The organism is Salmonella sp. SG203, assembly GCF_013350575.1.
Classification (GTDB): domain Bacteria; phylum Pseudomonadota; class Gammaproteobacteria; order Enterobacterales; family Enterobacteriaceae; genus Salmonella; species Salmonella enterica.
Map to the genome: position 1 here is coordinate 45,650 of NZ_SNMT01000023.1, position 23,170 is coordinate 68,819.

General features: G+C 53.4%; 21 protein-coding genes and 2 pseudogenes. 18 read left to right on the top strand and 5 right to left on the bottom strand.

Features of this window, described 5'->3' with window-relative positions:
- Window positions 1-30 precede the first annotated feature (30 nt).
- From HV477_RS22840 to HV477_RS22910, 16 genes and pseudogenes are all read left to right on the top strand, one after another.
- Window positions 31-2,385 carry a phage tail tape measure protein gene (locus HV477_RS22840; RefSeq protein ID WP_079899282.1) on the top strand — a complete coding sequence of 785 codons (2,355 nt, stop codon included), beginning with the start codon at window positions 31-33 and terminating at the stop codon, window positions 2,383-2,385.
- The gene (locus tag HV477_RS22845; RefSeq protein WP_079899283.1) at window positions 2,385-3,338 is read left to right on the top strand and encodes a phage tail protein; all 954 of its coding nucleotides are present in this window, start codon (window positions 2,385-2,387) and stop codon (window positions 3,336-3,338) included. Before HV477_RS22840 ends, HV477_RS22845 begins: the two co-directional genes overlap by 1 nt.
- The gene (locus HV477_RS22850; RefSeq protein WP_001269716.1) at window positions 3,338-3,547 is read left to right on the top strand and encodes a tail protein X; all 210 of its coding nucleotides are present in this window, start codon (window positions 3,338-3,340) and stop codon (window positions 3,545-3,547) included. Before HV477_RS22845 ends, HV477_RS22850 begins: the two co-directional genes overlap by 1 nt.
- Window positions 3,535-4,578: a phage late control D family protein gene (locus HV477_RS22855; protein WP_058116570.1), complete on the top strand. Its 1,044-nt coding sequence runs from the start codon at window positions 3,535-3,537 to the stop codon at window positions 4,576-4,578. Before HV477_RS22850 ends, HV477_RS22855 begins: the two co-directional genes overlap by 13 nt.
- Window positions 4,579-4,587: 9 nt before the next feature.
- Window positions 4,588-5,310 (top strand): phage baseplate assembly protein V, encoded by a 723-nt coding sequence (locus tag HV477_RS22860; RefSeq protein ID WP_079899284.1) that lies wholly within the window; start codon window positions 4,588-4,590, stop codon window positions 5,308-5,310.
- 98 nt (window positions 5,311-5,408) lie between these two features.
- Complete coding sequence (locus HV477_RS22865; RefSeq protein WP_001093501.1) at window positions 5,409-5,768, top strand: GPW/gp25 family protein; 360 nt, start codon at window positions 5,409-5,411, stop codon at window positions 5,766-5,768.
- Window positions 5,759-6,876 (top strand): annotated as a pseudogene (locus tag HV477_RS22870) (baseplate J/gp47 family protein). Before HV477_RS22865 ends, HV477_RS22870 begins: the two are co-directional and overlap by 10 nt.
- A complete protein-coding gene (locus HV477_RS22875; RefSeq protein ID WP_079899286.1) occupies window positions 6,869-7,501 on the top strand; it encodes a phage tail protein I in 633 nt (210 codons plus the stop codon). The pseudogene HV477_RS22870 and the gene HV477_RS22875 overlap by 8 nt, the downstream one beginning before the upstream one ends.
- Window positions 7,502-7,503: 2 nt before the next feature.
- A complete protein-coding gene (locus tag HV477_RS22880) occupies window positions 7,504-9,258 on the top strand; it encodes a tail fiber protein (RefSeq protein WP_079899287.1) in 1,755 nt (584 codons plus the stop codon).
- A gap of 5 nt (window positions 9,259-9,263) precedes the next feature.
- Window positions 9,264-9,878, top strand: coding sequence for a DUF4376 domain-containing protein (locus tag HV477_RS22885; RefSeq protein WP_000049617.1), 615 nt, complete (start codon window positions 9,264-9,266; stop codon window positions 9,876-9,878).
- On the top strand, window positions 9,875-10,330 hold the full coding sequence (locus HV477_RS22890; RefSeq protein ID WP_000084331.1) for a hypothetical protein: 456 nt from the start codon (window positions 9,875-9,877) through the stop codon (window positions 10,328-10,330). Before HV477_RS22885 ends, HV477_RS22890 begins: the two co-directional genes overlap by 4 nt.
- A gap of 248 nt (window positions 10,331-10,578) precedes the next feature.
- A pseudogene (locus HV477_RS28550) lies at window positions 10,579-10,804 on the top strand (hypothetical protein); the annotation flags it as partial.
- Between the two features lie 12 nt (window positions 10,805-10,816).
- Window positions 10,817-11,122, top strand: coding sequence for a DapH/DapD/GlmU-related protein (locus HV477_RS28555; protein WP_170914635.1), 306 nt, complete (start codon window positions 10,817-10,819; stop codon window positions 11,120-11,122).
- 578 nt (window positions 11,123-11,700) lie between these two features.
- On the top strand, window positions 11,701-12,429 hold the full coding sequence (locus HV477_RS22900) for a hypothetical protein (protein WP_000587743.1): 729 nt from the start codon (window positions 11,701-11,703) through the stop codon (window positions 12,427-12,429).
- Window positions 12,430-12,690: 261 nt separating this feature from the next.
- On the top strand, window positions 12,691-13,632 hold the full coding sequence (gene panS / locus HV477_RS22905) for a ketopantoate/pantoate/pantothenate transporter PanS (protein ID WP_079899288.1): 942 nt from the start codon (window positions 12,691-12,693) through the stop codon (window positions 13,630-13,632).
- Between the two features lie 97 nt (window positions 13,633-13,729).
- Window positions 13,730-14,002: a DUF3811 domain-containing protein gene (locus HV477_RS22910; protein ID WP_001207628.1), complete on the top strand. Its 273-nt coding sequence runs from the start codon at window positions 13,730-13,732 to the stop codon at window positions 14,000-14,002.
- On the opposite strand, the gene rluF is transcribed toward HV477_RS22910, so the two are convergent.
- From rluF to HV477_RS22925, 3 genes are read right to left on the bottom strand one after another with little or no spacing between them, the layout of a single operon-like run.
- On the bottom strand, window positions 13,999-14,868 hold the full coding sequence (gene rluF / locus HV477_RS22915) for a 23S rRNA pseudouridine(2604) synthase RluF (protein ID WP_079899289.1): 870 nt from the start codon (window positions 14,866-14,868) through the stop codon (window positions 13,999-14,001). The genes HV477_RS22910 and rluF overlap by 4 nt on opposite strands.
- A gap of 46 nt (window positions 14,869-14,914) precedes the next feature.
- Window positions 14,915-15,454: a DUF2058 domain-containing protein gene (locus HV477_RS22920; protein WP_001096724.1), complete on the bottom strand. Its 540-nt coding sequence runs from the start codon at window positions 15,452-15,454 to the stop codon at window positions 14,915-14,917.
- Between the two features lie 34 nt (window positions 15,455-15,488).
- Window positions 15,489-15,590 (bottom strand): hypothetical protein, encoded by a 102-nt coding sequence (locus HV477_RS22925; protein ID WP_079899290.1) that lies wholly within the window; start codon window positions 15,588-15,590, stop codon window positions 15,489-15,491.
- A 71-nt stretch (window positions 15,591-15,661) separates the two neighbouring features.
- Between HV477_RS22925 and pepE the strand changes: the two genes are divergently transcribed.
- On the top strand, window positions 15,662-16,351 hold the full coding sequence (gene pepE, locus HV477_RS22930) for a dipeptidase PepE (RefSeq protein ID WP_000421776.1): 690 nt from the start codon (window positions 15,662-15,664) through the stop codon (window positions 16,349-16,351).
- Window positions 16,352-16,426: 75 nt separating this feature from the next.
- On the opposite strand, the gene HV477_RS22935 is transcribed toward pepE, so the two are convergent.
- A complete protein-coding gene (locus HV477_RS22935; RefSeq protein ID WP_000956811.1) occupies window positions 16,427-18,058 on the bottom strand; it encodes a Na/Pi cotransporter family protein in 1,632 nt (543 codons plus the stop codon).
- A 256-nt stretch (window positions 18,059-18,314) separates the two neighbouring features.
- Entirely contained in the window at window positions 18,315-21,998 is a 3,684-nt protein-coding gene (metH, locus tag HV477_RS22940) for a methionine synthase (protein WP_023181251.1), read from the bottom strand.
- Between the two features lie 303 nt (window positions 21,999-22,301).
- Between metH and iclR the strand changes: the two genes are divergently transcribed.
- Complete coding sequence (gene iclR, locus HV477_RS22945; protein ID WP_000226433.1) at window positions 22,302-23,126, top strand: glyoxylate bypass operon transcriptional repressor IclR; 825 nt, start codon at window positions 22,302-22,304, stop codon at window positions 23,124-23,126.
- Window positions 23,127-23,170 lie beyond the last annotated feature (44 nt).

Sequence of the window (23,170 nt, forward strand, 5' to 3'; positions counted from 1 at the left end):
GTTACCGGGCAACTTATACGAGACACTATTTTGGCCAACGACATTATTACTCAGCTTCAGGCGCGTAATGAGACGTTGACGCAGGCAATAGCCCGTTACGGCTCACTCAACGCCAGCACGCTGCACACGCTCAGCTTTGAGCAAACAAAAATCACCCGGCTTACGCAACAGCTCGCTAACTCCGCCCTTCGCCGGGAAGAGAACGATAAACAGCGCGCCGGGTTGCTGGAAAAAACACAAACGTTCGCCGGACAGCTCGGCAAGCTCCTGAACGTTGAGACTCCCGACTGGAAGCTGCCTTACGAATTTCAGGGCAACATGGTCGATATGGCGGCGAAAGGCGGCATGGATAACACCGCGCGGGACGCCCTGAGCCTGAATATCCGCGACTGGAGCCTTGATTTCAATCAGGATCAAAAAGATCTGCAAAGCGCCGCCGCCACGATGATCGAAGGCGGCGTCAGCACATTGCAGGATCTTAGCCGCTACATGCCCGATATCGCCAAAGCCGCAACCGCCTCCCGCGACAGCGCGCAAAGCTGGGCGCAGGCGGCTCTGGCCACTCGCGACAAACTGAACATCGCCCCTGACGACTTCCGTTTTGCGCAAAATATGCTGTATAGCGTGGCAAAAAGCGGCGGCGGCTCCGTTGCAGAGCAAACCCAGTGGATTAACGCCTTTGCCGGAAAAACCGGCGCTCAGGGGAAAGAAGGCATTGCGGAACTGACCGCAACGATGCAAATCGCCATGAAAAATGCCCCTGACGCAGGCGCGGCGGCAGCGAATTTCGACCATTTCCTGAAATCCGCCTTCTCGAAAGAGACGGACAGTTGGTTTGCCCGCCAGGGCGTGGATCTTCAGGGATCGCTGCTGGAACATCAGCAAAACGGGATCGGCGTGACGGAAGCGATGACCCACATTGTGCAGATGCAACTGGAGAAAATGAACCCGCAGATCCTCGACACCTTCAGGCAAACCATGAAGATTGAGGATCTTTCCGCGCGCGGCGACGCGCTACAGGCCATGACGGAGAAATTTAACCTCGGCGCGATGTTCGGCGATGCGCAAACGCGGGATTTTCTCGCCCCGATGCTGGCGAATATGGCCGAATATCGCCAGCTAAAAGCCTCCGCAATGCAGGCGGCGGGGCAACATTTTATTGATGATGACTTCGCCGCGAAAATGACATCGCCCGGAGAACAGACCAAAGCGTTACAACTTTCACTTAACGATCTGTGGCTGACCGTCGGCCTGGCGCTGATGCCCGCCATTGGCGAACTGGCGCAAAGCATCACGCCGCTGGTGCGGCAGTTCAGCGCCTGGCTGCGGGAAAATCCGGCGCTGGTGCAAGGGGTCGCTAAAGTCGTTGGCGTTATCTGGCTGTTCAACGGGGCGCTGAATATTCTCAGGCTGGGAGCAAACCTCATTGCGTCACCGTTTATTCGCCTGATCGATATCTTCCTGAAGGTCAAAGCCGGTCTGGCGCTGGGCGGAGGCAGTCGCGCGCTATCGGTTCTGAAATCGTTTGGCAACGGTGCGAAAAGCCTGACGATGCTGCTGGGAAACGGCCTGATAAAAGGGCTACGGCTGGTCGGCCAGACGTTTATCTGGCTGGGTCGGGCGCTGCTGATGAACCCTGTCGGCCTGACTATCACCGCTATCGCAGGCGCCGCATACTTACTTTATCGCTACTGGGAACCGATTTCCGGTTTCTTTGCCGGAGTCTGGGAGCGTATCAAAACCGCCTTTGACGGAGGCATTGCAGGCGTCACGCGTCTGATTCTCGACTGGTCGCCGCTGGGGCTGTTTTACCGCGCCTTCGCCAGCGTACTGGACTGGTTTGGCATTGAACTCCCCGCCAGCTTCAGCGAATTTGGCGGCAATATTCTGGATAGCCTGATCAACGGCATTCTGAATGCGCTTCCTTTCCTGAACGGGGCGATTGAGAAGATAAAAGCGCTGATCCCCGACTGGGCGAAAAGCGCGCTGGGCATCAGCGCTGAAATGCCGTCTGTCGCCGCCGCCGTCCCCGGTATTGCCGGAACAATGGTCGCGCAACAGGCCGGCGCGCCGCTGGCATCGGGAGCGAAAGCGGTGACAACCTCGGCCAAAACGATGGCCTCGCCACAGCCTGTGAAGACGAAAAGCGCCGCCACGCCGCCGACGCCAGCCGCGCTTCCCGGCAAATCCGGCGGGAAACCTTATACGCTGCCCTCCCGCGCGCAAAGCAACGTGCAGGTACACTTTTCCCCGCAGGTTACCGTGCAGGGAAGCGGCGCGAATGCCGCCAAAGATATCAACAACGTGCTGTCGCTGAGTAAACGCGAGCTGGAGAGAATGATTAACGATGTCATGGCGCAACAACGGCGCCGGGAGTACGCATAATGTATGCCGTATTAGGCGAAATAGAATTTGACGTCGTCGCTTACTGGGACGAATTTGAAAGCACGATGGGCGTGGATTATACCAGCCATGCCCGTATTGAAGGGAAACCGGGTGTGCAATTTATCGGCGATAAGCTGGACAAGATCACCCTGAAATTCAACTTTCATAGTCAGTATTGCCAGCCGACCACCGAGCTGAACCGTCTGCGGGAAGCGATGAGCGCGCACCAGGCGATGGCGCTGGTGTTCGGCAATGGCGATTATCGCGGCTGGTTCGTGATTACCGATCTGACCGCTACCCACCAGCACACCGATCCTTACGGTAACGTCATTGCCCAGGGCGGCACTCTGTCGCTACAGGAGTACACCGGCGATCCGAAGAGCCCGTTGCTGCCTCCGGCCATCACCACCCAGGAACCGAACATTGACGAGATGTTGGATGAGCTTCCCGACGTTAGCGATTCCTGGTTCGATGAACTGCTGAGCGCCGTTGAAGAGGGTATGCGTGAAGCCAAAGAGATGATGGATGAGGTGGCCGACGCCATTGATGACATCAAAAAAACGATCGCCCAGGCGAAAGAACTGGTGAAGGAAGCCAAAGCGCTGAAAGAAAAATGCGCCGATATCGTCGATTCGCTGAAAAAAACCATTAGCGCGATAGACGCGCTGTTCCAGCAGCCGCTGGATTTGCAAACGCTGGCCGGGCTGCCGAAAGCGCTGGCGGCGAAAATGCAGGAACTGATCGACAGCCTGCCGGGGATCCGCGAATGCGCGGGCGATGCCGGCACGCTTATTGAACACGCCGAATCGCTGTTTGACGCTATCACCAGCAGCGTCGCGGAAGCGACTTACGACAGCGCCGCGACGCTGGTCAATCAGGCGCGCGGCACGCTGCAAACAAGCGCTCCTGACGTGAGCCAGCTTGCCGCTGCCGATATTACGAGGAGTCTGTAATGCGCTACCTTGAACATGTCACCACCGACGGCGAACGCTGGGATAATCTCGCCTGGCGCTATTACGGCGATGCGCTGGCCTACGAACGCATCATCGCGGCCAATCCGCACGTCGCTATTATGCCGGTTTTACCGTCAGGCGTGCGGCTGATCATCCCGGTTATCAGCGTCACGCAAACGACCCCGGAGCTACCGCCATGGCTGAGATAACGGTATCCGGCGGGGTGTTCGCCACCCTGACGCCTATTTTTACCCTTTGGTACGGACATAAAGAGATCACTTACGACATCGCGCCTTATGTCACCAGCATCAGTTACAGCGACAGCATTAAAAACGAGTCGGATGTTATTGCCATTGCGCTGGAAGATAGCGCCGGGCGCTGGGTAAACGAATGGTATCCGGGAAAAGGCGACACGCTGGCGCTGCGCCTGGGCTACCAGGGTGAAGATCTGCTCGATTGCGGAACCTATATCATTGATAAAATTGATATCAGCGCGCCACCTTCGACGGTCAATATCGACGGTATCGCCACCTCGGTCAGCAAAGCGCTACGCACCAAAAACAGCCAGGGCTTTGAGGAGACGACGCTTTCCGCCATCGCCAGTCGCATCGCGCAAAAACACGGTTTAACACTGGCGGGCAAGATTGCGCCGCTGACGATTGATCGGGTCACGCAATATGCCGAAACCGATGTGGCGTTTCTCAAACGGCTGGCGAGTGAATATGGCTATACCGTGAAAGTGACGGCGACGGAGCTGATCTTTTCGCATCTGCCGACGCTGCGCTGTCTGGCGCCGGTGAAGACGCTCAGGCGGACGGATGTTTCGCACTACACGTTCAAAGATACCATCAACCGGATCTACAAAAACGCCACCGTGCAGCATCAAAATAGCAAGCAAAAAGAACTGGTTATTTATACCCATGATAGCCAGGAAAAGACCTCGGCGCGCGGTGCGGCGACCAGCGCCGATACCCTGAAGATCAACAGTCGCGCTCCGGATACCGGCGCGGCGCAGGCTAAAGCCAATGCCGCGCTGGACAGCCACAACGAATACCAGCAAACCGGCACGCTCACCCTGATGGGCTGCCCGCAGTTGACGGCGGGCAACAAGATAGAACTGAGCGATTTTGGCGTACTTTCCGGGCAGTGGCTGATTGATAAATCCATGCACAAACTCACGCGCAGCGGCGGCTACACTACCGAAATCGACATTTCACGCGGACCGGCAACCAGCCAGTAAGGAGGCAATATGAAAGGCGTTACCCGCCAGACGGGTATTATCAGCGATATTGATGAGGCGGTCGTGCGCGTCAGAGTCACTCTACCGGAGTGCGATAACCTGCGCAGTAACTGGCTTGCGGTGCTGCAACGCAACACGCAGGACAACAAAGATTACTGGTTGCCGGATATTGGCGAACAGGTGGAAGTTTTGCTCGACGACAACGGCGAGGATGGGGTGGTGCTGGGCGCGGTCTACTCCAGCGTGGATACCGCGCCGCTGGCCTCGCGCGACAAGCGCTACGTGCAGTTTTCCGACGGCGCGGCCTTTGAATATGACCGTGCGTTACACCAGCTCACCGTCAACGGCGGCATAGAAAAAATCGTCATTGAAGTGAAGGAACGTACGCAGCTTACTTCACCGCAAGTAGAGGTCAGGGCGCAGCACGTCACGGTGATATCAGAAACCGTAGACGTGGCGGCCACCTCCGTGGGCGTCAAGGCGGTAGATGTCAACGTGGAAGCGCCCCATACGGGCATTAAAGCGCTGAATGTCACCGTCGATGCGCCGCTCAGCACCTTTACCGGCGACGTTACCGTGATGAAAAAACTCACCTGGCTTGGCGGTATGGCAGGCAGCGGCGGCGTCGGAAACAGCGCGGTTATCACGGGCAACGTGAATGTCCTCGGCAACGTTAACGCCAGCGGCACGCTGATGGATAGCGGCGGCAACTCCAACCACCACTCTCACTAACCCAACCCCGCCATCTCGGCGGGTTTTCTTTGTTTAATCAATTCGTTTCTTAAAGCGCTTTAATATCTCTCCCCCCGCCGGAAGGCGAAAATAGCCTCATGAACACGAAAACACGACCCTCGACCCTGCACTGGCAACCTGCCTTGCAACGTCCTGAAGAATACGTCTGCGGGCTGGATGATATTCATCAGGCAATACACATCATTCTGCGCACGCCGCGCGGCAGCGATCCCCACAGGCCGCTTTTTGGCAGCAATCTGTGGCGCTATATCGATTACCCGATCGAGCGGGCTATTCCGCACGTCGTTCGGGAGTCAGTGGAAGCGATTCGCATGTGGGAGCCGCGCTGCCGGTTGCTGAAGGTGACGCCGACGATTGACGGCGAACATCTGACGTTACGCGTGCAATGGCGCGCCGCAGACGGCGTAATCAACTCAACGGAGGTGTTATGGCGATAGCCGAACCCGATTTTATTGACCGCGATCCCGCGCAAATCACCAGCGAGATGATTGCGCAATATGAAGAAGCCAGCGGTAAAAAACTCTACCCGGCGCAGGCTGAGCGGCTGCTCATTGACCTGTTTGCCTATCGTGAAAACCTTGTCCGCATCGCCATCCAGGAGGCGGCGAAGCAAAACCTGGTCGCGTATTCCCGCGCGCCCATGCTGGATTATTTAGGCGAGCTGGTTGGCGTTCACCGTCTGCCCGCTCAGGCGGCAAAAACCACGCTGCAGTTTTCTGTTACTCAAGCGGCTAAAAGTAACCTGGTGATTCCACAGGGTACTCGCGCCAGCGCGTCGGATAGCGTGATGTTCGCCACCGACGAAGATGTTCTGTTGTCTGCGGGCAGCCTGAGCGTTGCGGTAACTGCAACCTGTGTAGCACAACCGGTGAATCCGGCAATAACTGGCAACCTGCGCAAATCAGCGCGCTGGTGGATCGGGTAGGCAATTACGATCTCAGCGTCACCAATCTGACGGCCTCAAGTGGCGGCTGCGGCGAAGAGAACGACGACGCGCTACGTAAACGCGTCCAGCTAGCGCCGGAAAGTTTCAGCAACGCGGGCAGCTATGGCGCCTATCGCTTCCATACGCTCTCGGTCAGCCAGTCGATTATCGACGTGGCGGTGCTGGGGCCGGATGAAGGGCTGGCGGAAGGCTGCGTGGAACTCTATCCGCTGACCCTGAACGGTCTGCCGGGGCCGGAGCTTCTTGCCCAGATCGAACGGGAGGTGAGCAAAGAGAAAAAGCGCCCGCTAACCGATAAGGTGAGCGCTAAATGTTCTCCGCGCGTACCTTATCAGATCCGCGCCCGGTTGACGCTGTTTACCACCGCCGATCAGGAGACGACGCTTGCTGCCGCGCGTGAAGCGATTAATAGATGGACGCGCTCGCGCCAGACCCGGCTGGGCCAGGACATTGTGCCAAACCAGATAATTAAAGTGCTACAGGTTGATGGCGTTTACGACGTGGCGCTGGATATGCCCGCGAAAAAGGTATTGCAGGCGCACGAATGGGCGGAATGCACGGCCATTGACGTGACGATTGCCGGAGTCAGCGATGGATAAACTGCTTCTGCCGCCGCCGCTGGCCAGCGACGAACGTTTCTCAATTCTGGCGAACATTGCCGCCGAACGTTTTGCGCAAATCGACCTGACGGCGTTGCTGGTCTATCTGGTGGATATCGTTGATGTCTCGGCACTGCCCTCGTTGGCCGAACAGTTTCATGTTCAGGGGCTGGAGGGCTGGCTATTTGCCGCCAATGAGCAGGAGAAACGAGAGTTAATTAAGCAGGCGATTGAACTGCATAAATATAAAGGAACTCCCTGGGCCGTTCGCCGCGTACTGGAAATATTATCCTTACCCGTCACGATTTCCGAATGGTTTGAGTATGGTGGTAAGGCTTATTTTTTTAAGGTTGAAATTGAGCTAATTAACCAGGGCATGGATGAAAATCTGTTTAATAACCTGGTCGATCTTATTCATGAGTATAAGAACGTGCGCTCAAAGCTGGAAGCGTTAATTGTCTGGATAATTAACCAAAGCGCTATTCCTGTTATCGGCAGCGCGCTTTACGGTGGAGAAATAACGACCGTCTTACCCTTCCAGGTTCTGGAAGTTCAACAAACTAAACCGTTCTATTTCGGTACAGGGCAATGGAGCCTTGAAATTACATCTATTTACCCGGAGTAATTATGGATAATGAGTTTTATACCCTCCTGACCGACAGGGGTATGGCGAAAATCGCCAGCGCCCTTGCGGACAAAAAACAGCTACATCTGCAAAAGATGGCGGTTGGCGACGGCGGCGGACAGTATTATGAACCGACCGCCAGCCAGACCAATTTACGCCACGAAGTCTGGCGCGGCGAGATGAATACGCTGACCGTTGCACCGAATAATCCCAACTGGCTGATTGCCGAACTGGTGCTGCCGGAGGACGTTGGCGGCTGGTATGTGCGTGAAGTAGGCGTGTTCGACGACGAGGGCGAGCTAATCGCCATCGGCAAATTCCCGGAATCTTACAAACCGCTGTTGCCCGGCGGCTGCGGCAAGCAGGTCTGTATCCGCCTGATTATGGAGGTCTCCAACACCACGGCGGTGACGCTGACGGTCGATCCAAGTATTGTGCTGGCGACGCGCGACTATGTGGATGCCCGGCTGGACGAGCATGAACATTCGACAAATCACCCGGATGCGACATTAACGCAGAAAGGCTTTACGCAGCTCAGTAACGCCACTGACAGCGATGACGAAACCAAAGCCGCCACGCCAAAGGCGGTGAAAGCGGCGATGGCGGAAGCGCGTAATCACACGCATACCTGGAACCAGATTACCGGCGTTCCGGACGGTACGCTGACGCAAAAGGGGATTGTTAAGCTTAACAGTGCGACGGACAGCACCAGTACAACGGAAGCGGCAACGCCGAGCGCGGTAAAGGCGGCGATGGATAAGGCGAATGCGGCAGCTCCGGCCAGCCATACTCACGCCTGGAACCAGATTACCGGCGTCCCGGACGGCACGCTGACGCAAAAAGGGATCGTGAAACTTAACAGCGCGACGGACAGCACCAGTACCACAGAAGCGGCAACGCCCAGTGCGGTAAAGGCGGCGATGGATAAGGCGAGTGCGGCGGCCCCGGCCAGCCATACTCACGCCTGGGGGCAGATCACCGGCACCCCGGACGGTACGCTAACGCAAAAAGGGATCGTGAAGCTTAATAACGCCACCGACAGCACCAGTACGACGGAGGCGGCGACGCCGAGCGCGGTAAAGGCGGCGTATGACAAGGCGAGCGCAGCGGCTCCGGCTAATCATTCCCATTATCAGTTTTTTACCGTTAATGGCACGTTTATTGTGCCTGATGGGGTTAATCGAGTTTTTGTTGAAGTTGTTGGTGGCGGTGGTGGTGGTGCTGGAGGTTCATTAGCAAATGAGGAGTGTTCCACTGGGGGTATTGCTGCCAAGTGTGTGGCTGGTTACGTTGATGTTGTTCCCAAAAGTCAGATACCTGTAATGATTGGTGCTGGCGGTAGTGGCGGTGCAAAAGGGAGTCGTTCACAAAGAAAAGGGTTTAGCGGGAACGCTGGAGGACAATCCTCCTTTGGCAATCTGAACGCGCCTGGTGGTGCGGGAGGGGCGGCCGGGGGCACAGGAGGAAATACAATAAGCTTTTTACCTCCAAGTGGGAATGGAGGAGCACGTATGTATGAATACGTGACCCTTGGGCTGAGAGGAAGTAATTCCGTCCTGGGCATAGGAGGGGTACCAGGAACGGTCACATTAGATCACTTAGAGATAGTGGCAGGCTCATTACCCTCTAATGCAAGCGGGTTTGGTGCCGGTGGTGCTGGTGGTAGTTCCAGTGCCAGTAACCGGGAGTATCTGGGGGATTGGGTCCTTAATAAGGGGTCAAGTGGTTCTCCTGGTATCGTCAGAATTTATTGGTGAAGATAATGTCAAAATATGCTTATTACGATCCTGCATCTTTACAAGTGCTAGACTGGATGGATACTGAATTATTCTGTTATCCAGAGAGAACAAGCCTTATCGAATTAACAGAGCAACAATGGCTGGAACATTTCAACCTGGGGCAATATGTATGGGTTAATGTTAAAGACAGAGCATTTATCACCAATTTACCACCAGGGGAATGTTATCGATTAAACGGCAATACGTGGGTTTATGACGCAGCCAGTTTTGCCATCGTGCTTGATAACGCTAAATCACGGGTTAAACAGGCAATAAAAGTACGGCGTGATGAAGTCACGGCTGACTATATCGTTATTGATGATTATCACTTCCACAGTGACGCCAGTAGCCGTATTCAGCAAATGTCACTCACCAGAATGGGTCAGGCACAGCAGATTCCGGCAGGGTTAATGTGGCAGACCAAAAATAACGGTTTGATTGAACTGACCAACGACATCGCCGCGCAGTTTGAAACCATCACCGTGGATCACGATATGCGCCTGTTTGCCAACGCGCAGCGGCATATTGCGGCGGTAGAAGCTCTGGGGGATATCGAGGCTGTGCTCGACTACGACTATTCATCAGGCTGGCAACCATGAGTCAAACCACCGTCTGGCTCGCCTGCTATAAGGGGCGATCGGAGCATCGCGGCATCGCCAGGTTTGCCGACTGGCTCACGCGCAAAGTCACGCGCGGTATCTACTCTCACTGTGAACTGGCGGTGGCGCACGGCGGTAATGAATACCTCTGCTACTCCGCGTCGTTTCGCGATCGCGGCGTGCGGGGAAAGATAATACCGTTACCGGACGATAAGTGGGATAAGCTACCGTTAAAGGCCACGTTGCCGGAAGTGGAAGTCTTTTTCCGCAAACATAACGGCAAACGCTATGACTGGCAGGGCGCGCTCGGTATCGCGCTGTATAACCGGGAGCGCAAAGATAGACTGTTTTGCAGCGAGTTTTGCGCTGAATTTCTCGGGCTAAACGATAGCTGGCGCTACTCCCCCAGCCACCTTTATGCCTTAGTCAGTAGCTGGCAATACGATTGTTGAATCTCTCGCCGGGTATAAAGCCCGGCGGTGTTGAATTAAAGTAATACCCTTTATTATTTTTTAGCATCAAATGTTCAGTTTGCATAGCAAATGAAGTATTATAAAAAACCATCTTATAGTATTTTTACCAATTGATACGTGAACCCCCTACGATAATAACATTTATTTAACAAGCTAGTTTTCTTCAATGGAGGAAGAAAAAATCAAACTCTTACATTGCTTATTATTTTCCATATCTAAAAAAGGAAGTGGATTACGGGAATACTGGCGGCATGAGATTATTCGCAGGAATGAATTTTCATTATGTCGATTACTTATGCAGGCCAATAACAATCGCCGTCGTAACTTTTTATTTTGGTGGCGTCTGGCAAATGAGATGTATATCTATGGTTCAAAAAACAGAAAAAAACTGGATTATGGATTAATCGCAAGCTAAATTCCAAATTTGGAATTGATATAGAACTGGGAGCAGTAATCGGCTATGGTTTGGATATTCCGCATCACATGGGGATCGTCATCACGAAAAAAGCTCGTATCGGTTGTAATTTATCGCTTAAGCAAAATACAACAGTAGGAAACAAGCAAGGTTTAAAAGAAGATGATTTCATTATTATCGGCAATAATGTAGATATAGGAGCCAACACCTGCATTATAGGCTCTATTACTATCGGTGATAATGTCACTATTGGAGCAATGTCATTTGTAAATAAGAGCATTCCTGCAAATAGCATATATATTACAAAAAAAATATCAGAAGTAATCCCATTAATGAATCACAAAAAATGGGATTAATCTAAATCTTAATATTGCAATATTTTATAGACTTTTCTCATCAGGTTAATAGACTAAAAATAAAACATTTCTTTTGTGAATGATTGTTAAGTTCATTCTCTGACCTGATGTCTACATCACTATTCTGATAGAGCGTTTAGTAAGGCCCGGTAGCGTAAACGCTATCGGGCATCGTTCTCGTAACATCACTGCAGTCTATCCAACTCCGGGATACCTGCCTCCCGGTTGCCTGAGAAGATGGATAAAAATACTGCGGACCTCGCGCTTTAAACATTGAAGTGTTTAAACCAATTCAGCAACATAAAAACCACCAAAAACAAAAAGGGGAAATAAGATCACTCCTATCCCAACTCTTATTTTATATCTCCCCATGGAAATATAAAAGACAAAACAATCACTAAACCATTTATCAACTTACATTACATATATTAATAACATTATAAACAAATTAATTACATTCACATCTTGAATGTAATTAAACTTCAATAACCATATGAACACTAATTTTGTTGCAATATAAAGCACATTAAATATAGTGGAACACGGCTAAAAACACCTAATATTCACAGGGGAATATAATGATTATTGTTTCTGTGCTCAGACAAAGCAAAGACTTCACCACAAAACATGCTCAATGGTTACATAAGCAGCTCAAAGGTTATGATTCTGTTTGTTTAACAGATGCGCTAAAGATAAAAGGAGTAAATACAGCGCCTCTTTTGTATGATTGGCCAGGATGGTGGGCAAAACTAGAACTTTTCAATCCACTGCATCCTGTTCTTGGTAATGAGGATATTCTCTATATTGATATAGATAGCGTTGTTGTGGGAGATATTACTCCTCTGACAACTATGAAAAAAATAACATTACTTAATGACTTTTCTCAGCATGGTGCTTCAGTTGCGCCAGCAACAGGTATTATGTTTATTCCTGCACCCGCGAAAAAAAATGTGTGGGATGAATTTATGAAAAATCCTGAAAAGGAAATCAATGCCATAAGAACCCCGCCCTATCATGGCGATCAAGGATTTATCGGCAGAATATGTCAAGATGCTGAAAGATGGCAAAACATCTTACCCGGAAGAATTATTAGTTATAAAGCTAATATAGCAACACCAAAAATGATTGGTTTTAACCCTGAACTATACGATGGGACAGGTAATGGAAAATTACCTGACGGAGCAAGCATAGTCTGTTTTCATGGTTCCCCTCGCCCCTGGAACACAGCATTGCCCTGGGTGCCTTACTTTAGTTTAAAAAACACAATCCAAAGCAAAGTGAAACAATATAAGTTATCACTGCGTTAAAGCTTCCTTCTCTTCAATGCCGGCGCTTTTCTTTACGCCACCAGAACCTCTATATATTTCTAATACGGTAGCGTAAGCGCCATCGGGCGATGCGTTGCCAGATGGCGACGCAGGCGCGTCATCCGGCCTGTCACGTGCCCACACTGGATCATGAGCGTAATTTGTTTGAATAATCTTCCTTCACGCGATAAACAATAACTATGGTCTGGCTCGATCCTGACCCGTTGATAACAAACACAACATACTTGCAAGGAAAACAACATGCTCGCCGTCATTACCCGGCTGTTCCCGTTATGGGCGCTGCTGCTCTCTCTCATTGCGTATTACACACCATCCACCTTTACTCCTGTTGGGCCGTGGGTCGCGACACTACTGATGTTGATTATGTTCGGTATGGGGGTCCATCTTAACGTTGACGACTTTAAACGCGTGCTCTCCCGACCAGCCCCTGTCGCCGCAGGGATATTCCTGCACTATCTGGTAATGCCGCTCGCGGCATGGCTGCTGGCGTTGCTGTTTAAGATGCCGCCAGATCTGTCCGCCGGGATGGTACTGGTCGGCAGCGTAGCCAGCGGCACCGCCTCTAACGTAATGATCTATCTGGCGAAGGGAGACGTCGCGCTCTCAGTCACCATTTCATCGGTCTCCACGCTGGTCGGCATGGTCGCCACACCACTACTCACGCGCCTGTACGTCGATGCCCATATTCAAGTCGACGTGATGGGTATGCTGCTGAGCATTCTACAGATTGTGGTCATTCCAATCACGCTGGGGCTGGTGATTCACCATCTGTTTCCGCGCGTAGTGAAAGTGGTAAAACCTTATCTGCCAGCATTCTCGATGGTGTGCATTTTGGCAATCATCAGCGCGGTGGTCGCGGGTTCAGCTTCACATATCGCCTCCGTCGGCTTTATGGTGATCATCGCGGTGATCCTGCATAACACCCTTGGCCTGCTTGGCGGCTACTGGGGTGGACGTCTGTTCGGTTTTGATGAGTCAGCCTGTCGAACGCTGGCGATCGAAGTCGGGATGCAGAACTCTGGTCTTGCTGCTGCATTGGGTAAAATCTACTTTGGCCCGCTCGCAGCGCTGCCTGGCGCGCTGTTCTCAGTGTGGCACAACCTTTCAGGGTCACTACTGGCTGGTTACTGGTCCGGGAAACCGATTGTTGAAAAATCGGGCGAAACGGTAAAGGTAAATTAAAATATTGCCGGGTGGCGCAAGCTTACCCGGCTTACACGCTATCCGCCCGTTGCGTATTGCCGTAGACTAAATGCATCGGCTAACTGAGGGCACCCGTATGGCACTCCCCCGCATTACCCAAAAAGAGATGACCGAGCGCGAACAGCGCGAACTGAAAACGTTGCTGGACCGCGCCCGTATTGCGCACGGTCGTCCGCTGACCAATTCTGAGACCAACAGCGTAAAAAAGGAGTACATCGATAAGCTGATGGCGCTGCGTGAGGCTGAAGCGAAAAAAGCCCGCCAGTTGAAGAAAAAGCAGGCGTATAAACCCGATACGGAAGCGTCATTCTCCTGGTCGGCGAATACGCCGACGCGTGGCAGACGTTAACGTCCTTTCTTCTTTCGTCCCGGCGAGGTAAAGCGCTTACCGCTTGATGCCGGGCGCGCTTTCTCATTGCTTTTTTCGATCGCAATAACCGGTCGCTTAATACCCGTGGTCTTCGGCTTCGCTTTGGCCTTTGGTTTGGCTTCGGAAGAGGAACGCTCAATCAATTTAAACAGATCGATCAGCTCATCGTCCGTCAGATCGCGCCACTCGCCCAGCGGAATCCCGCTCAGGCTGACGTTCATAATGCGCGTACGCTCCAGTTTCGTCACTTCATAACCAAAGTATTCACACATACGACGGATCTGACGGTTTAATCCCTGCACCAGGGTAATGCGAAAGACAAACGGCGCCTCTTTTTTCACCTTACATTTTTTGGTGACAGTACCCAGAATCGGCACGCCAGCGCCCATACCACGAATAAACTCGTCGGTAATCGGTTTATCCACCGTCACCAGATACTCTTTTTCGTGATCGTTACCGGCACGCAGAATCTTATTGACCAGATCGCCGTGGTTAGTCAGAAATATCAGCCCCTGCGAGTCTTTATCCAGACGACCAATCGGGAAGATACGTTTGCTGTGGTTCACAAAATCGACAATATTGTCGCGTTCGCCGTCTTCAGTGGTACTGACAATGCCAACCGGTTTATTCAGCGCAATCAGCACTAAATCATCCGCTTCTCGCGGCTCAATCAACCGACCATTTACTTTAACAACATCCCCGGCGACCACCTGATCGCCAATGGCGGCACGTTTGCCGTTGATAAAGACATTGCCCTGTTCGATAAAACGGTCCGCCTCGCGACGCGAACAGATGCCGCTTTCACTGATATATTTATTAAGCCGGGTAGATGTGTCGGTCAGCATATTTACTCTCTGAGAAATTTTTCTACATAAACGTCGGGAATGTGACTTACCACATCAAATCGTCAGGAACTTTAAAATCGGCATACGGATCATCTTCGTCCTGCTCTTCCTGACTCAGCGCACTGTTTACGACAATACTGTCCGCATCTCGTTGTGCGATTTTATCGGCGACGCTCGCGGGAATAATCGCATATTCACATTCACCGCTGTTATTGATAACCAGGCGCGCAATCGCGAGACGCCCATTAATCAGTTGCGTCTGAGTGAGCTTATCCACGTCTATTTTTTTGATGACGTTATTATCGGTGAAGTTAAAACCAATATCGCCTTTAGATACATTGATTCTATTCATTTCAATAAGTTGCTTAACCTGAGCTTTAAACTCTTTCGCTAAAACCGCTTGTTTTTGCTGTTCACTGAGTTGTTTATCACGCTCAAGTTGCGCCTTTTTATTTTCTTCCACCGCCTCTCTGGCCTCACGAGCCTGAACGCGTGATTTTTTAGCCGTGCGTTGGACTTTGGCCATTTTTTTGCTGGTCACTAATCCCGCTTGTAGCAGTTGCTCTTGTAAGGTCAGTTTTGCCATTTTCGTCTCTAAACGTGTTAAATAATTTTGCGGATTATACCTGTAATTTTTCAGGCGATACCAGATGGCAGATCTGGCCTGTCGTCACTTTTAGCGACCGCGCTTTGCCTGTAACACGCGTAACATCATGAACCATATCAGTAAGACATTAAATGGATAATGGTAGCATTATTACGTTTTGACATTTCCTGATGAGGTGGAGAAGTAATGGAACTGCTTTTATTAAGTAACTCGACGCTGCCGGGTAAAGCCTGGCTGGAACACGCTCTGCCGCTGATAGCGAATCAATTGAACGGTCGACGTTCAGCCGTGTTTATTCCGTTTGCCGGCGTCACGCAAACATGGGACGAGTACACGGATAAAACCGCAGAGGTGCTTGCGCCATTAGGGATAAACGTCACAGGGATTCATCGTGTCGCCGATCCGCTTGCGGCGATTGAGAAAGCGGAAATCATTATTGTCGGTGGCGGAAATACCTTTCAGCTACTGAAAGAATCGCGTGAACGCGGGCTGCTGGCGCCGATGGCGGACAGGGTAAAACGCGGCGCGCTGTATATCGGCTGGAGCGCAGGCGCCAACCTTGCCTGCCCGACTATCCGCACGACCAACGATATGCCGATCGTCGATCCAAACGGTTTCGACGCGCTGGATCTGTTCCCGCTGCAAATTAATCCTCACTTCACTAACGCCTTGCCGGAAGGTCATAAGGGCGAGACCCGCGAGCAGCGTATTCGCGAACTGCTGGTGGTCGCGCCGGAACTGACAGTGATTGGTTTGCCGGAAGGTAACTGGATTCAGGTGAGCAACGGCCAGGCGGTTCTCGGCGGCCCGAATACCACCTGGGTGTTTAAAGCAGGCGAAGAGGCCGTGGCGCTGGAAGCGGGTCATCGCTTTTAATCCCTGGCCACATTGAATGCCGAATGGCGGGCCTACGCGCATGTTCTCCGTAGGCCCCGCCATCCGGCATTTCACTTAATACTCGCCCCGTTCCTCGTCCTGATCCGGCTGTTCCAGTACGCTATAGGCGACCGAACAGAACAGTGAGTTAAGACGCTTCATATCGCCCAGCAGCCCTAAATGGAGCGAGCTGGTTTCAATGCTTTGCACGTTCTGCTGGTGCAGGCGGTCGACATGCGCATGTGAGTATCGGCGATTAAGTATACGGAAGCGATGTTTACTGCGGCGCAACCGACGGGCGCTGGTAACATCGCCGGAGAAAAAGACCGACATCGCCAGTTGCAGATTACTGAGCAGTTGATCGTAAAGCGCATCCAGCTCTTTCAATCCTTCTTCTGAAAATGCCCGACGCGCCGCCAGCGACTTGTCGGCAATCTCGCTGCCCATTCGCTCGATAATATCCGACGCCTGTTCGAGGTTCAGGGCCATCTCAATAATCTCCGCCCACCGGCGGGACTCCTCCGCCGCCAGCTCGTCTTTTGGCATTCGCGCCAGATAAAGCTTAATCGCGGTGTAGAGCACGTTAACGTCATCCGCCAGCTTGCGCAGCGCTTTCTCTTCACGCGGCTCGCCGTGCATGACCTTTTTTAGCCCTTCCATCATCTGTTCCATCGCATCGCCAATGCGCAACACCTCACGGGCAGCATTAGCCAGCGCCAGCGTTGGCGTATCCAGCGCGCTGACATCCAGATGTTTCGGCTTCAGATGGGTATCCAGTTCAGGCTCATCACGAATAATTCGTTTACAAAAACGCGCCATCAGCTCGGCAAATGGCACCATCGCCAGGCAGCGCACCAGGTTATAGAAAACGTGGAAATAGATCACCAGCTCTGACTTCGGTAGCGATAGCTCATCCATCAGATTCGCCAGCGGATGGACAAACGGCAGGATGACCAGGCTGCCGATCAATTTGAACAATAGGCTGCCGAGCGCTACGCGACGCGCGGCAGCATTGGCGGCGCTGTTGTTGAGCATCGCCAACAAGCCCGATCCCAGATTGGCGCCGATGACCAGGCACAACGCCACCGGGAACGATATAATCCCCGCCGCCGTCAGGGTCGCCGTCAGCAACACCGCCGCCAGGCTGGAATAACTGATAATAGCGAACATCGCGCCAATCAGCGCATCCAGCATAATGTCGCCCGTCAGCGACGCGAAAATGACCTGCACGCCATTAGCCTGAGTGATCGGCGTCACTGCCTGCACAATCAGCTCCAGCGCCAGTAGAATCAGGCCAAGCCCGATACCGACGCGACCCAGCTGCCCGGCGCGGGACTGCTTACGTCCCAAAAAGAAAATCACGCCAATAAAAATCAGCAGCGGCGATAGCCACGACAAGTCAAAGGTGAGAATACGCGCCATTAGCGCAGTACCCACATCGGCGCCCAGCACAATCACCAGAGCTGGCGTCAGGGCGACAAGATCCTGGGCGACAAACGACGTTACCAATAAAGTGGTGGCGTTACTGCTTTGTACCAGCGCGGTAACACCGATACCCGCACAAAAGGCGAGCGGTTTCTTTTCCACGCTGCGGCTGAGGACAGTGCGTAGACGCGCGCCAAACACGCGCATTACGCCAGTACGAACGATATGTGTTCCCCATACCAACAGCGCAACGGCAGAAAGTAGATGGAGCAAAGTTAACACGGCGTCAGGTTCTCCTTATCGTTATACGTTTTCCTGAAGCTCACTTGCGATAAATTGCCTGATGGCGCACAGCGTTAAGGCCTGGTGGCGTTGCACGCCACCAGGCTTACCATACATGCTGGATAAGGCGTTTACGCCGCCATCCGGCAAATTCAGCGTAGAGTCTTCCTTCAGTATAAGGGTTTAATTGTAAGAAAGAGACAAGGCACCCAATGAGTGCCTTGTATGTTGTAAGGAAAAGTGACGATTTTATGAATCAGTCCGCATCGTAACCCAGGTTCGGCGCGAGCCACCGCTCAACGTCCTCAACGCTCATTCCTTTACGGAAAGCATAATCTGTCACCTGATCGCGTTGGATCTGCGCTACCGCGAAGTATTTGCTCTCAGGATGGCTGAAGTACCAGCCGGAGACCGACGCGCCAGGCCACATGGCGAAAGATTCGGTGAGCTTCATCCCGGTGTGTTTTTCGACATCCAGTAGCTGCCAGATAGTGCCTTTTTCGGTATGTTCCGGGCAGGCAGGATAACCCGGCGCCGGGCGAATCCCCTGGTAGTTTTCGCGGATTAATTCGTCGTTACTCAGGCTCTCGTTCGGCGCATATCCCCAGTAAACCTTACGTACACGCTCATGCAGATACTCGGCAAACGCTTCCGCCAGACGGTCGGCAATCGCTTTCACCATGATCTTGTTATAGTCGTCGTGTTGCGCTTCGAAGGCGTCCGCCAGCGCATCCTCCTCCAGACCGCCGGTGACTGCAAACGCGCCGATGTAGTCCGCTTTGCCGCTCAGTTTCGGCGCGACAAAATCCGCCAGACAGTAGTTAGCAAAACCAACTTTCTCGGTCTGCTGGCGCAGGTGGTGGCTGACCGTCAGAACATGAGTACGGGTTTCGTCGCGATAGATTTCGATGTCGTCACCCACACGGTTCGCCGGGAACAGGCCCACCACGCCACGCGGATTCAACAGCTTCTCCGCGCTCAGTTTATCCAGCATATCATTGGCGTCTTTAAACAGACGCTGCGCCTCAACGCCCACCACTTCATCTTCGAGGATGCGCGGATACTTCCCGGCCAGCGACCAGGTCATAAAGAACGGCGTCCAGTCGATATAGTTGCGCAGAGTTTCGATGCTGGCTTCCACCTCCTGCACGCCCAGACGGTGGGCTACTGGCGGAGTGTAGCGTTCCCAATCGAACGCCAGATCATTATCGCGCGCAGCTTCCAGCGTGACCGGCGGCGTGCGCGGTTTTTTGCGGGCGTGCTGAATACGCACGGTTTCGTACTCTTTGCGGGTACGGGCGACAAAGTCATCGCGCTGGTTGTCGGAGAGTAGCGCCGCCACCACGCCCACGGTACGCGAAGCATTCTGCACGTAGACCGTCGGACCGCTGTAGTTCTGCTCGATTTTCACCGCCGTATGCGCTTTCGAAGTGGTTGCGCCGCCGATCAGTAGCGGGATAGTAAAGCCCTGACGCTCCATCTCTTTCGCCACGTTAACCATTTCGTCCAGCGACGGGGTAATAAGCCCGGAAAGACCAATCAGATCGGCATTCACTTCACGCGCCGTTCTGAGGATTTTCTCCGCTGGCACCATCACGCCAAGATCGACGATTTCGTAGTTGTTACATTGCAGCACCACGCCAACGATATTTTTACCAATGTCGTGCACATCGCCCTTCACGGTGGCAATCACCATCTTGCCGTTGCTGGAGCCTTTTTCTTTGCTGGCTTCAATAAACGGCTCCAGGTAGGCCACCGCTTGTTTCATCACGCGGGCGGATTTCACCACCTGCGGCAGGAACATTTTCCCTTCGCCGAACAGGTCGCCGACCACGTTCATGCCGTCCATCAGCGGGCCTTCGATCACCTCAATCGGGCGGGCGGCCTGCTGGCGGGCTTCTTCGGTATCCTGTTCGATAAATTCGGTAATGCCTTTCACCAGCGAGTATTCGAGACGCTTTTTCACGTCCCAGCTACGCCATTCCGCCTGCTGGGCGTTGGCAGCTTCGTCGGTTTTGCTGCCGCGGTATTTCTCCGCCAAATCCAGCAAACGCTCAGTGCCGTCATCGCGACGGTTAAGAATGACATCTTCAACCGCATCGCGCAGCTCGGCGGGCAGGTCGTCATAAATCGCCAGCTGTCCGGCGTTGACGATGCCCATGTCCATGCCGTTGCGGATGGCGTAGTAGAGGAATACCGCGTGGATAGCCTCACGTACCGGGTCGTTGCCGCGGAACGAGAAGGAAACGTTAGACACGCCGCCGGAGATCAGCGCGTGCGGCAGCTCGCGTTTGATGTCTTCGCAAGCGCCGATAAAGTCCTGCGCGTAGTTGTTGTGCTCTTCAATACCGGTGGCGACGGCAAAGATATTCGGGTCGAAGATGATGTCTTCCGGCGGGAAGCCCACCTCTTCGGTGAGAATTTTGTAGGCTCGGCGGCAAATTTCGATTTTACGCTCACGGGTATCGGCCTGCCCCTGCTCATCAAAGGCCATGACCACCACCGCGGCGCCGTAGCGACGTAGCAACTTCGCATGATGAATAAAGGCTTCCACGCCCTCTTTCATCGAAATAGAGTTGACGATGCCTTTACCCTGAATGCACTTCAGCCCTTTTTCGATAACCTCCCATTTGGAGGAGTCGATCATGATTGGTACACGGGCAATGTCCGGCTCACCGGCAATCAGGCTGAGGAAACGCACCATCGCCGCTTCGGCGTCGAGCATCCCCTCATCCATATTGATATCAATAATCTGCGCGCCGCTTTCTACCTGCTGACGGGCGACATCCAGCGCTTCGCTGTATTTCTCTTCTTTGATCAGGCGCTTAAATTTGGCCGAGCCGGTGACGTTAGTACGTTCGCCGACGTTGACAAACAGGCTATCGTCGCCAATGTTCAGCGGCTCCAGGCCGGAAAGGCGGCAGGCGACCGGGATATCCGGCAGCTGGCGCGGCGGCAAACCGGCAACGGCGCGGCTCATGGCGGCGATATGCTCCGGCGTAGTGCCACAGCAGCCGCCAACGATATTCAGGAAGCCCGCTTCCGCCCATTCGCGAATCTGTTTCGCCATGGTGTCGGCGTCGAGGTCGTACTCGCCGAAAGCGTTCGGCAGGCCGGCGTTCGGGTGCGCGGTGACGTAGCATTCGGCAATCCGCGACAGTTCCTGGACGTACTGGCGCAGCTCATCAGGCCCCAGTGCGCAGTTAAGGCCAAAAGTGAGCGCCTCGGCGTGGCGCAGCGAGTTATAAAAGGCTTCGGTCGTCTGGCCGGAGAGGGTACGACCAGAGGCGTCGGTGATGGTGCCGGAAATCATGATCGGCAGATCAACGCCCAGCGCTTCAAACTCTTCTTTCACCGCAAACACCGCCGCTTTCGCATTCAGGGTGTCAAAGACGGTCTCAATCAGAATCAGATCTACGCCACCTTCCACCAGCGCTTTAGTGGATTCACGGTAGGCCGCCACCAGCTGATCGAAGGTGATATTACGAAACGCCGGGTCGTTGACGTCCGGTGAAATGGAGGCCGTGCGGTTAGTTGGACCAAGCACGCCCGCAACAAAGCGTGGTTTTTCTGGTGTTCGCGCCGTCCATTCATCGGCGCAGGCACGCGCCAGTTTGGCCGCCGCATAGTTAATTTCCGCCGACAGGGATTCCATCCGGTAATCTGCCATCGCTATGGTTGTCGAGTTAAAGGTGTTGGTTTCGATGATATCCGCGCCCGCCTCAAAGTAGGCGTTGTGGATAGCGGCGATCACCTCCGGCTTGCTGAGGACCAGCAGGTCATTGTTGCCTTTCAGGTCGCAGGGCCAGTCGGCAAAGCGCTCCCCGCGGAAATCTTCTTCATGTAGACGATAGCTCTGGATCATGGTGCCCATACCGCCGTCCAGCACCAGAATACGTTCATTTAACTGCGCACGCAGTTGTTCAACTTTGCTGCTCACACTCGCTCCCGACAACGCTCCACGTAACGAGCCATACTGGCACAAAGCGTGCTGGCGGAAAAGAGAACAACGGGCAACATGAGACATGTTCAGCTTGCCACCCACTTCTGTCGCTTTGCCGGATGGCGGCGCAAGCGCCTTATCAGTCTACAAATTACTTTGGCGGCTCCCAAAGCGTAGGCCTGATAAGCGCAGCGCCATCGGGCATCCTGTGATGTCACTCATCCGATCAGTTCAGGAACTCTTGCATTATAATTGAATAAAACGAAAATGATTTCCACGATACAGAAAAAGGAGTCTGCCATGGTTGCCCCTGTTCCCGCGAAACGCGGGAGAAAACCTGCCGCTACCACTGCACCCGTAACCGGGCAGGTTCAGTCTTTAACTCGCGGTCTGAAGCTGCTGGAGTGGATTGCCGAGTCTAACGGCAGCGTCGCGCTGACCGAACTGGCGCAACAGGCGGGTTTGCCTAATTCCACGACTCACCGTCTACTCACCACCATGCAGCAACAGGGTTTTGTCCGCCAGGTTGGTGAGCTGGGCCACTGGGCCGTAGGCGCACACGCGTTTATCGTCGGCAGCAGCTTCTTACAGAGCCGTAATCTGCTGGCGATTGTCCATCCGATTTTGCGCAAGCTGATGGAGGATTCCGGCGAAACGGTAAACCTTGCCGTACTCGACCAGAGCGACCATCAGGCCATTATTATCGACCAGGTGCAGTGCACACAATTGATGCGCATGTCCGCCCCTATTGGCGGCAAGCTGCCCATGCACGCCTCTGGCGCGGGCAAGGCGTTTTTATCACAGCTCAGTGAGGAACAGGTTACCAGTCTGCTGCACCGCAAGGGGTTGCACGCTTATACCCATGCGACGCTGGTGTCGCCGTTGCATCTGAAAGATGACCTCGCCCAAACACGCAAGCGCGGCTATTCCTTTGACGACGAAGAACATGCGCTCGGTCTGCGCTGCGTGGCCTCGTGTATTTATGACGAACACCGCGAACCGTTTGCGGCCCTCTCTATTTCCGGCCCCTGCTCACGCATTACCGACGATCGCGTCACCGAACTTGGCGCCATGGTGATTAAAGCGGCGAAAGAGGTGACGCTGGCCTATGGTGGGTTTAGATAAGCAAGGGTTGGGACTGATTTGTAGGCCTGATAAGCGCAGCGCCA

Excerpts from the sequence above, each read along its gene's own strand:
- HV477_RS22845 (WP_079899283.1), top strand. The coding sequence starts at position 2,385 with ATGTATGCCGTATTAGGCGAAATAGAATTTGACGTCGTCGCTTACTGG.
- HV477_RS22850 (WP_001269716.1), top strand. The coding sequence starts at position 3,338 with ATGCGCTACCTTGAACATGTCACCACCGACGGCGAACGCTGGGATAAT.
- HV477_RS22855 (WP_058116570.1), top strand. The coding sequence starts at position 3,535 with ATGGCTGAGATAACGGTATCCGGCGGGGTGTTCGCCACCCTGACGCCT.
- HV477_RS22860 (WP_079899284.1), top strand. The coding sequence starts at position 4,588 with ATGAAAGGCGTTACCCGCCAGACGGGTATTATCAGCGATATTGATGAG.
- HV477_RS22865 (WP_001093501.1), top strand. The coding sequence starts at position 5,409 with ATGAACACGAAAACACGACCCTCGACCCTGCACTGGCAACCTGCCTTG.
- HV477_RS22875 (WP_079899286.1), top strand. The coding sequence starts at position 6,869 with ATGGATAAACTGCTTCTGCCGCCGCCGCTGGCCAGCGACGAACGTTTC.
- HV477_RS22880 (WP_079899287.1), top strand. The coding sequence starts at position 7,504 with ATGGATAATGAGTTTTATACCCTCCTGACCGACAGGGGTATGGCGAAA.
- HV477_RS22885 (WP_000049617.1), top strand. The coding sequence starts at position 9,264 with ATGTCAAAATATGCTTATTACGATCCTGCATCTTTACAAGTGCTAGAC.
- HV477_RS22890 (WP_000084331.1), top strand. The coding sequence starts at position 9,875 with ATGAGTCAAACCACCGTCTGGCTCGCCTGCTATAAGGGGCGATCGGAG.
- HV477_RS22900 (WP_000587743.1), top strand. The coding sequence starts at position 11,701 with ATGATTATTGTTTCTGTGCTCAGACAAAGCAAAGACTTCACCACAAAA.
- panS (WP_079899288.1), top strand. The coding sequence starts at position 12,691 with ATGCTCGCCGTCATTACCCGGCTGTTCCCGTTATGGGCGCTGCTGCTC.
- HV477_RS22910 (WP_001207628.1), top strand. The coding sequence starts at position 13,730 with ATGGCACTCCCCCGCATTACCCAAAAAGAGATGACCGAGCGCGAACAG.
- rluF (WP_079899289.1), bottom strand. The coding sequence starts at position 14,868 with ATGCTGACCGACACATCTACCCGGCTTAATAAATATATCAGTGAAAGC.
- HV477_RS22920 (WP_001096724.1), bottom strand. The coding sequence starts at position 15,454 with ATGGCAAAACTGACCTTACAAGAGCAACTGCTACAAGCGGGATTAGTG.
- HV477_RS22925 (WP_079899290.1), bottom strand. The coding sequence starts at position 15,590 with ATGGTTCATGATGTTACGCGTGTTACAGGCAAAGCGCGGTCGCTAAAA.
- pepE (WP_000421776.1), top strand. The coding sequence starts at position 15,662 with ATGGAACTGCTTTTATTAAGTAACTCGACGCTGCCGGGTAAAGCCTGG.
- iclR (WP_000226433.1), top strand. The coding sequence starts at position 22,302 with ATGGTTGCCCCTGTTCCCGCGAAACGCGGGAGAAAACCTGCCGCTACC.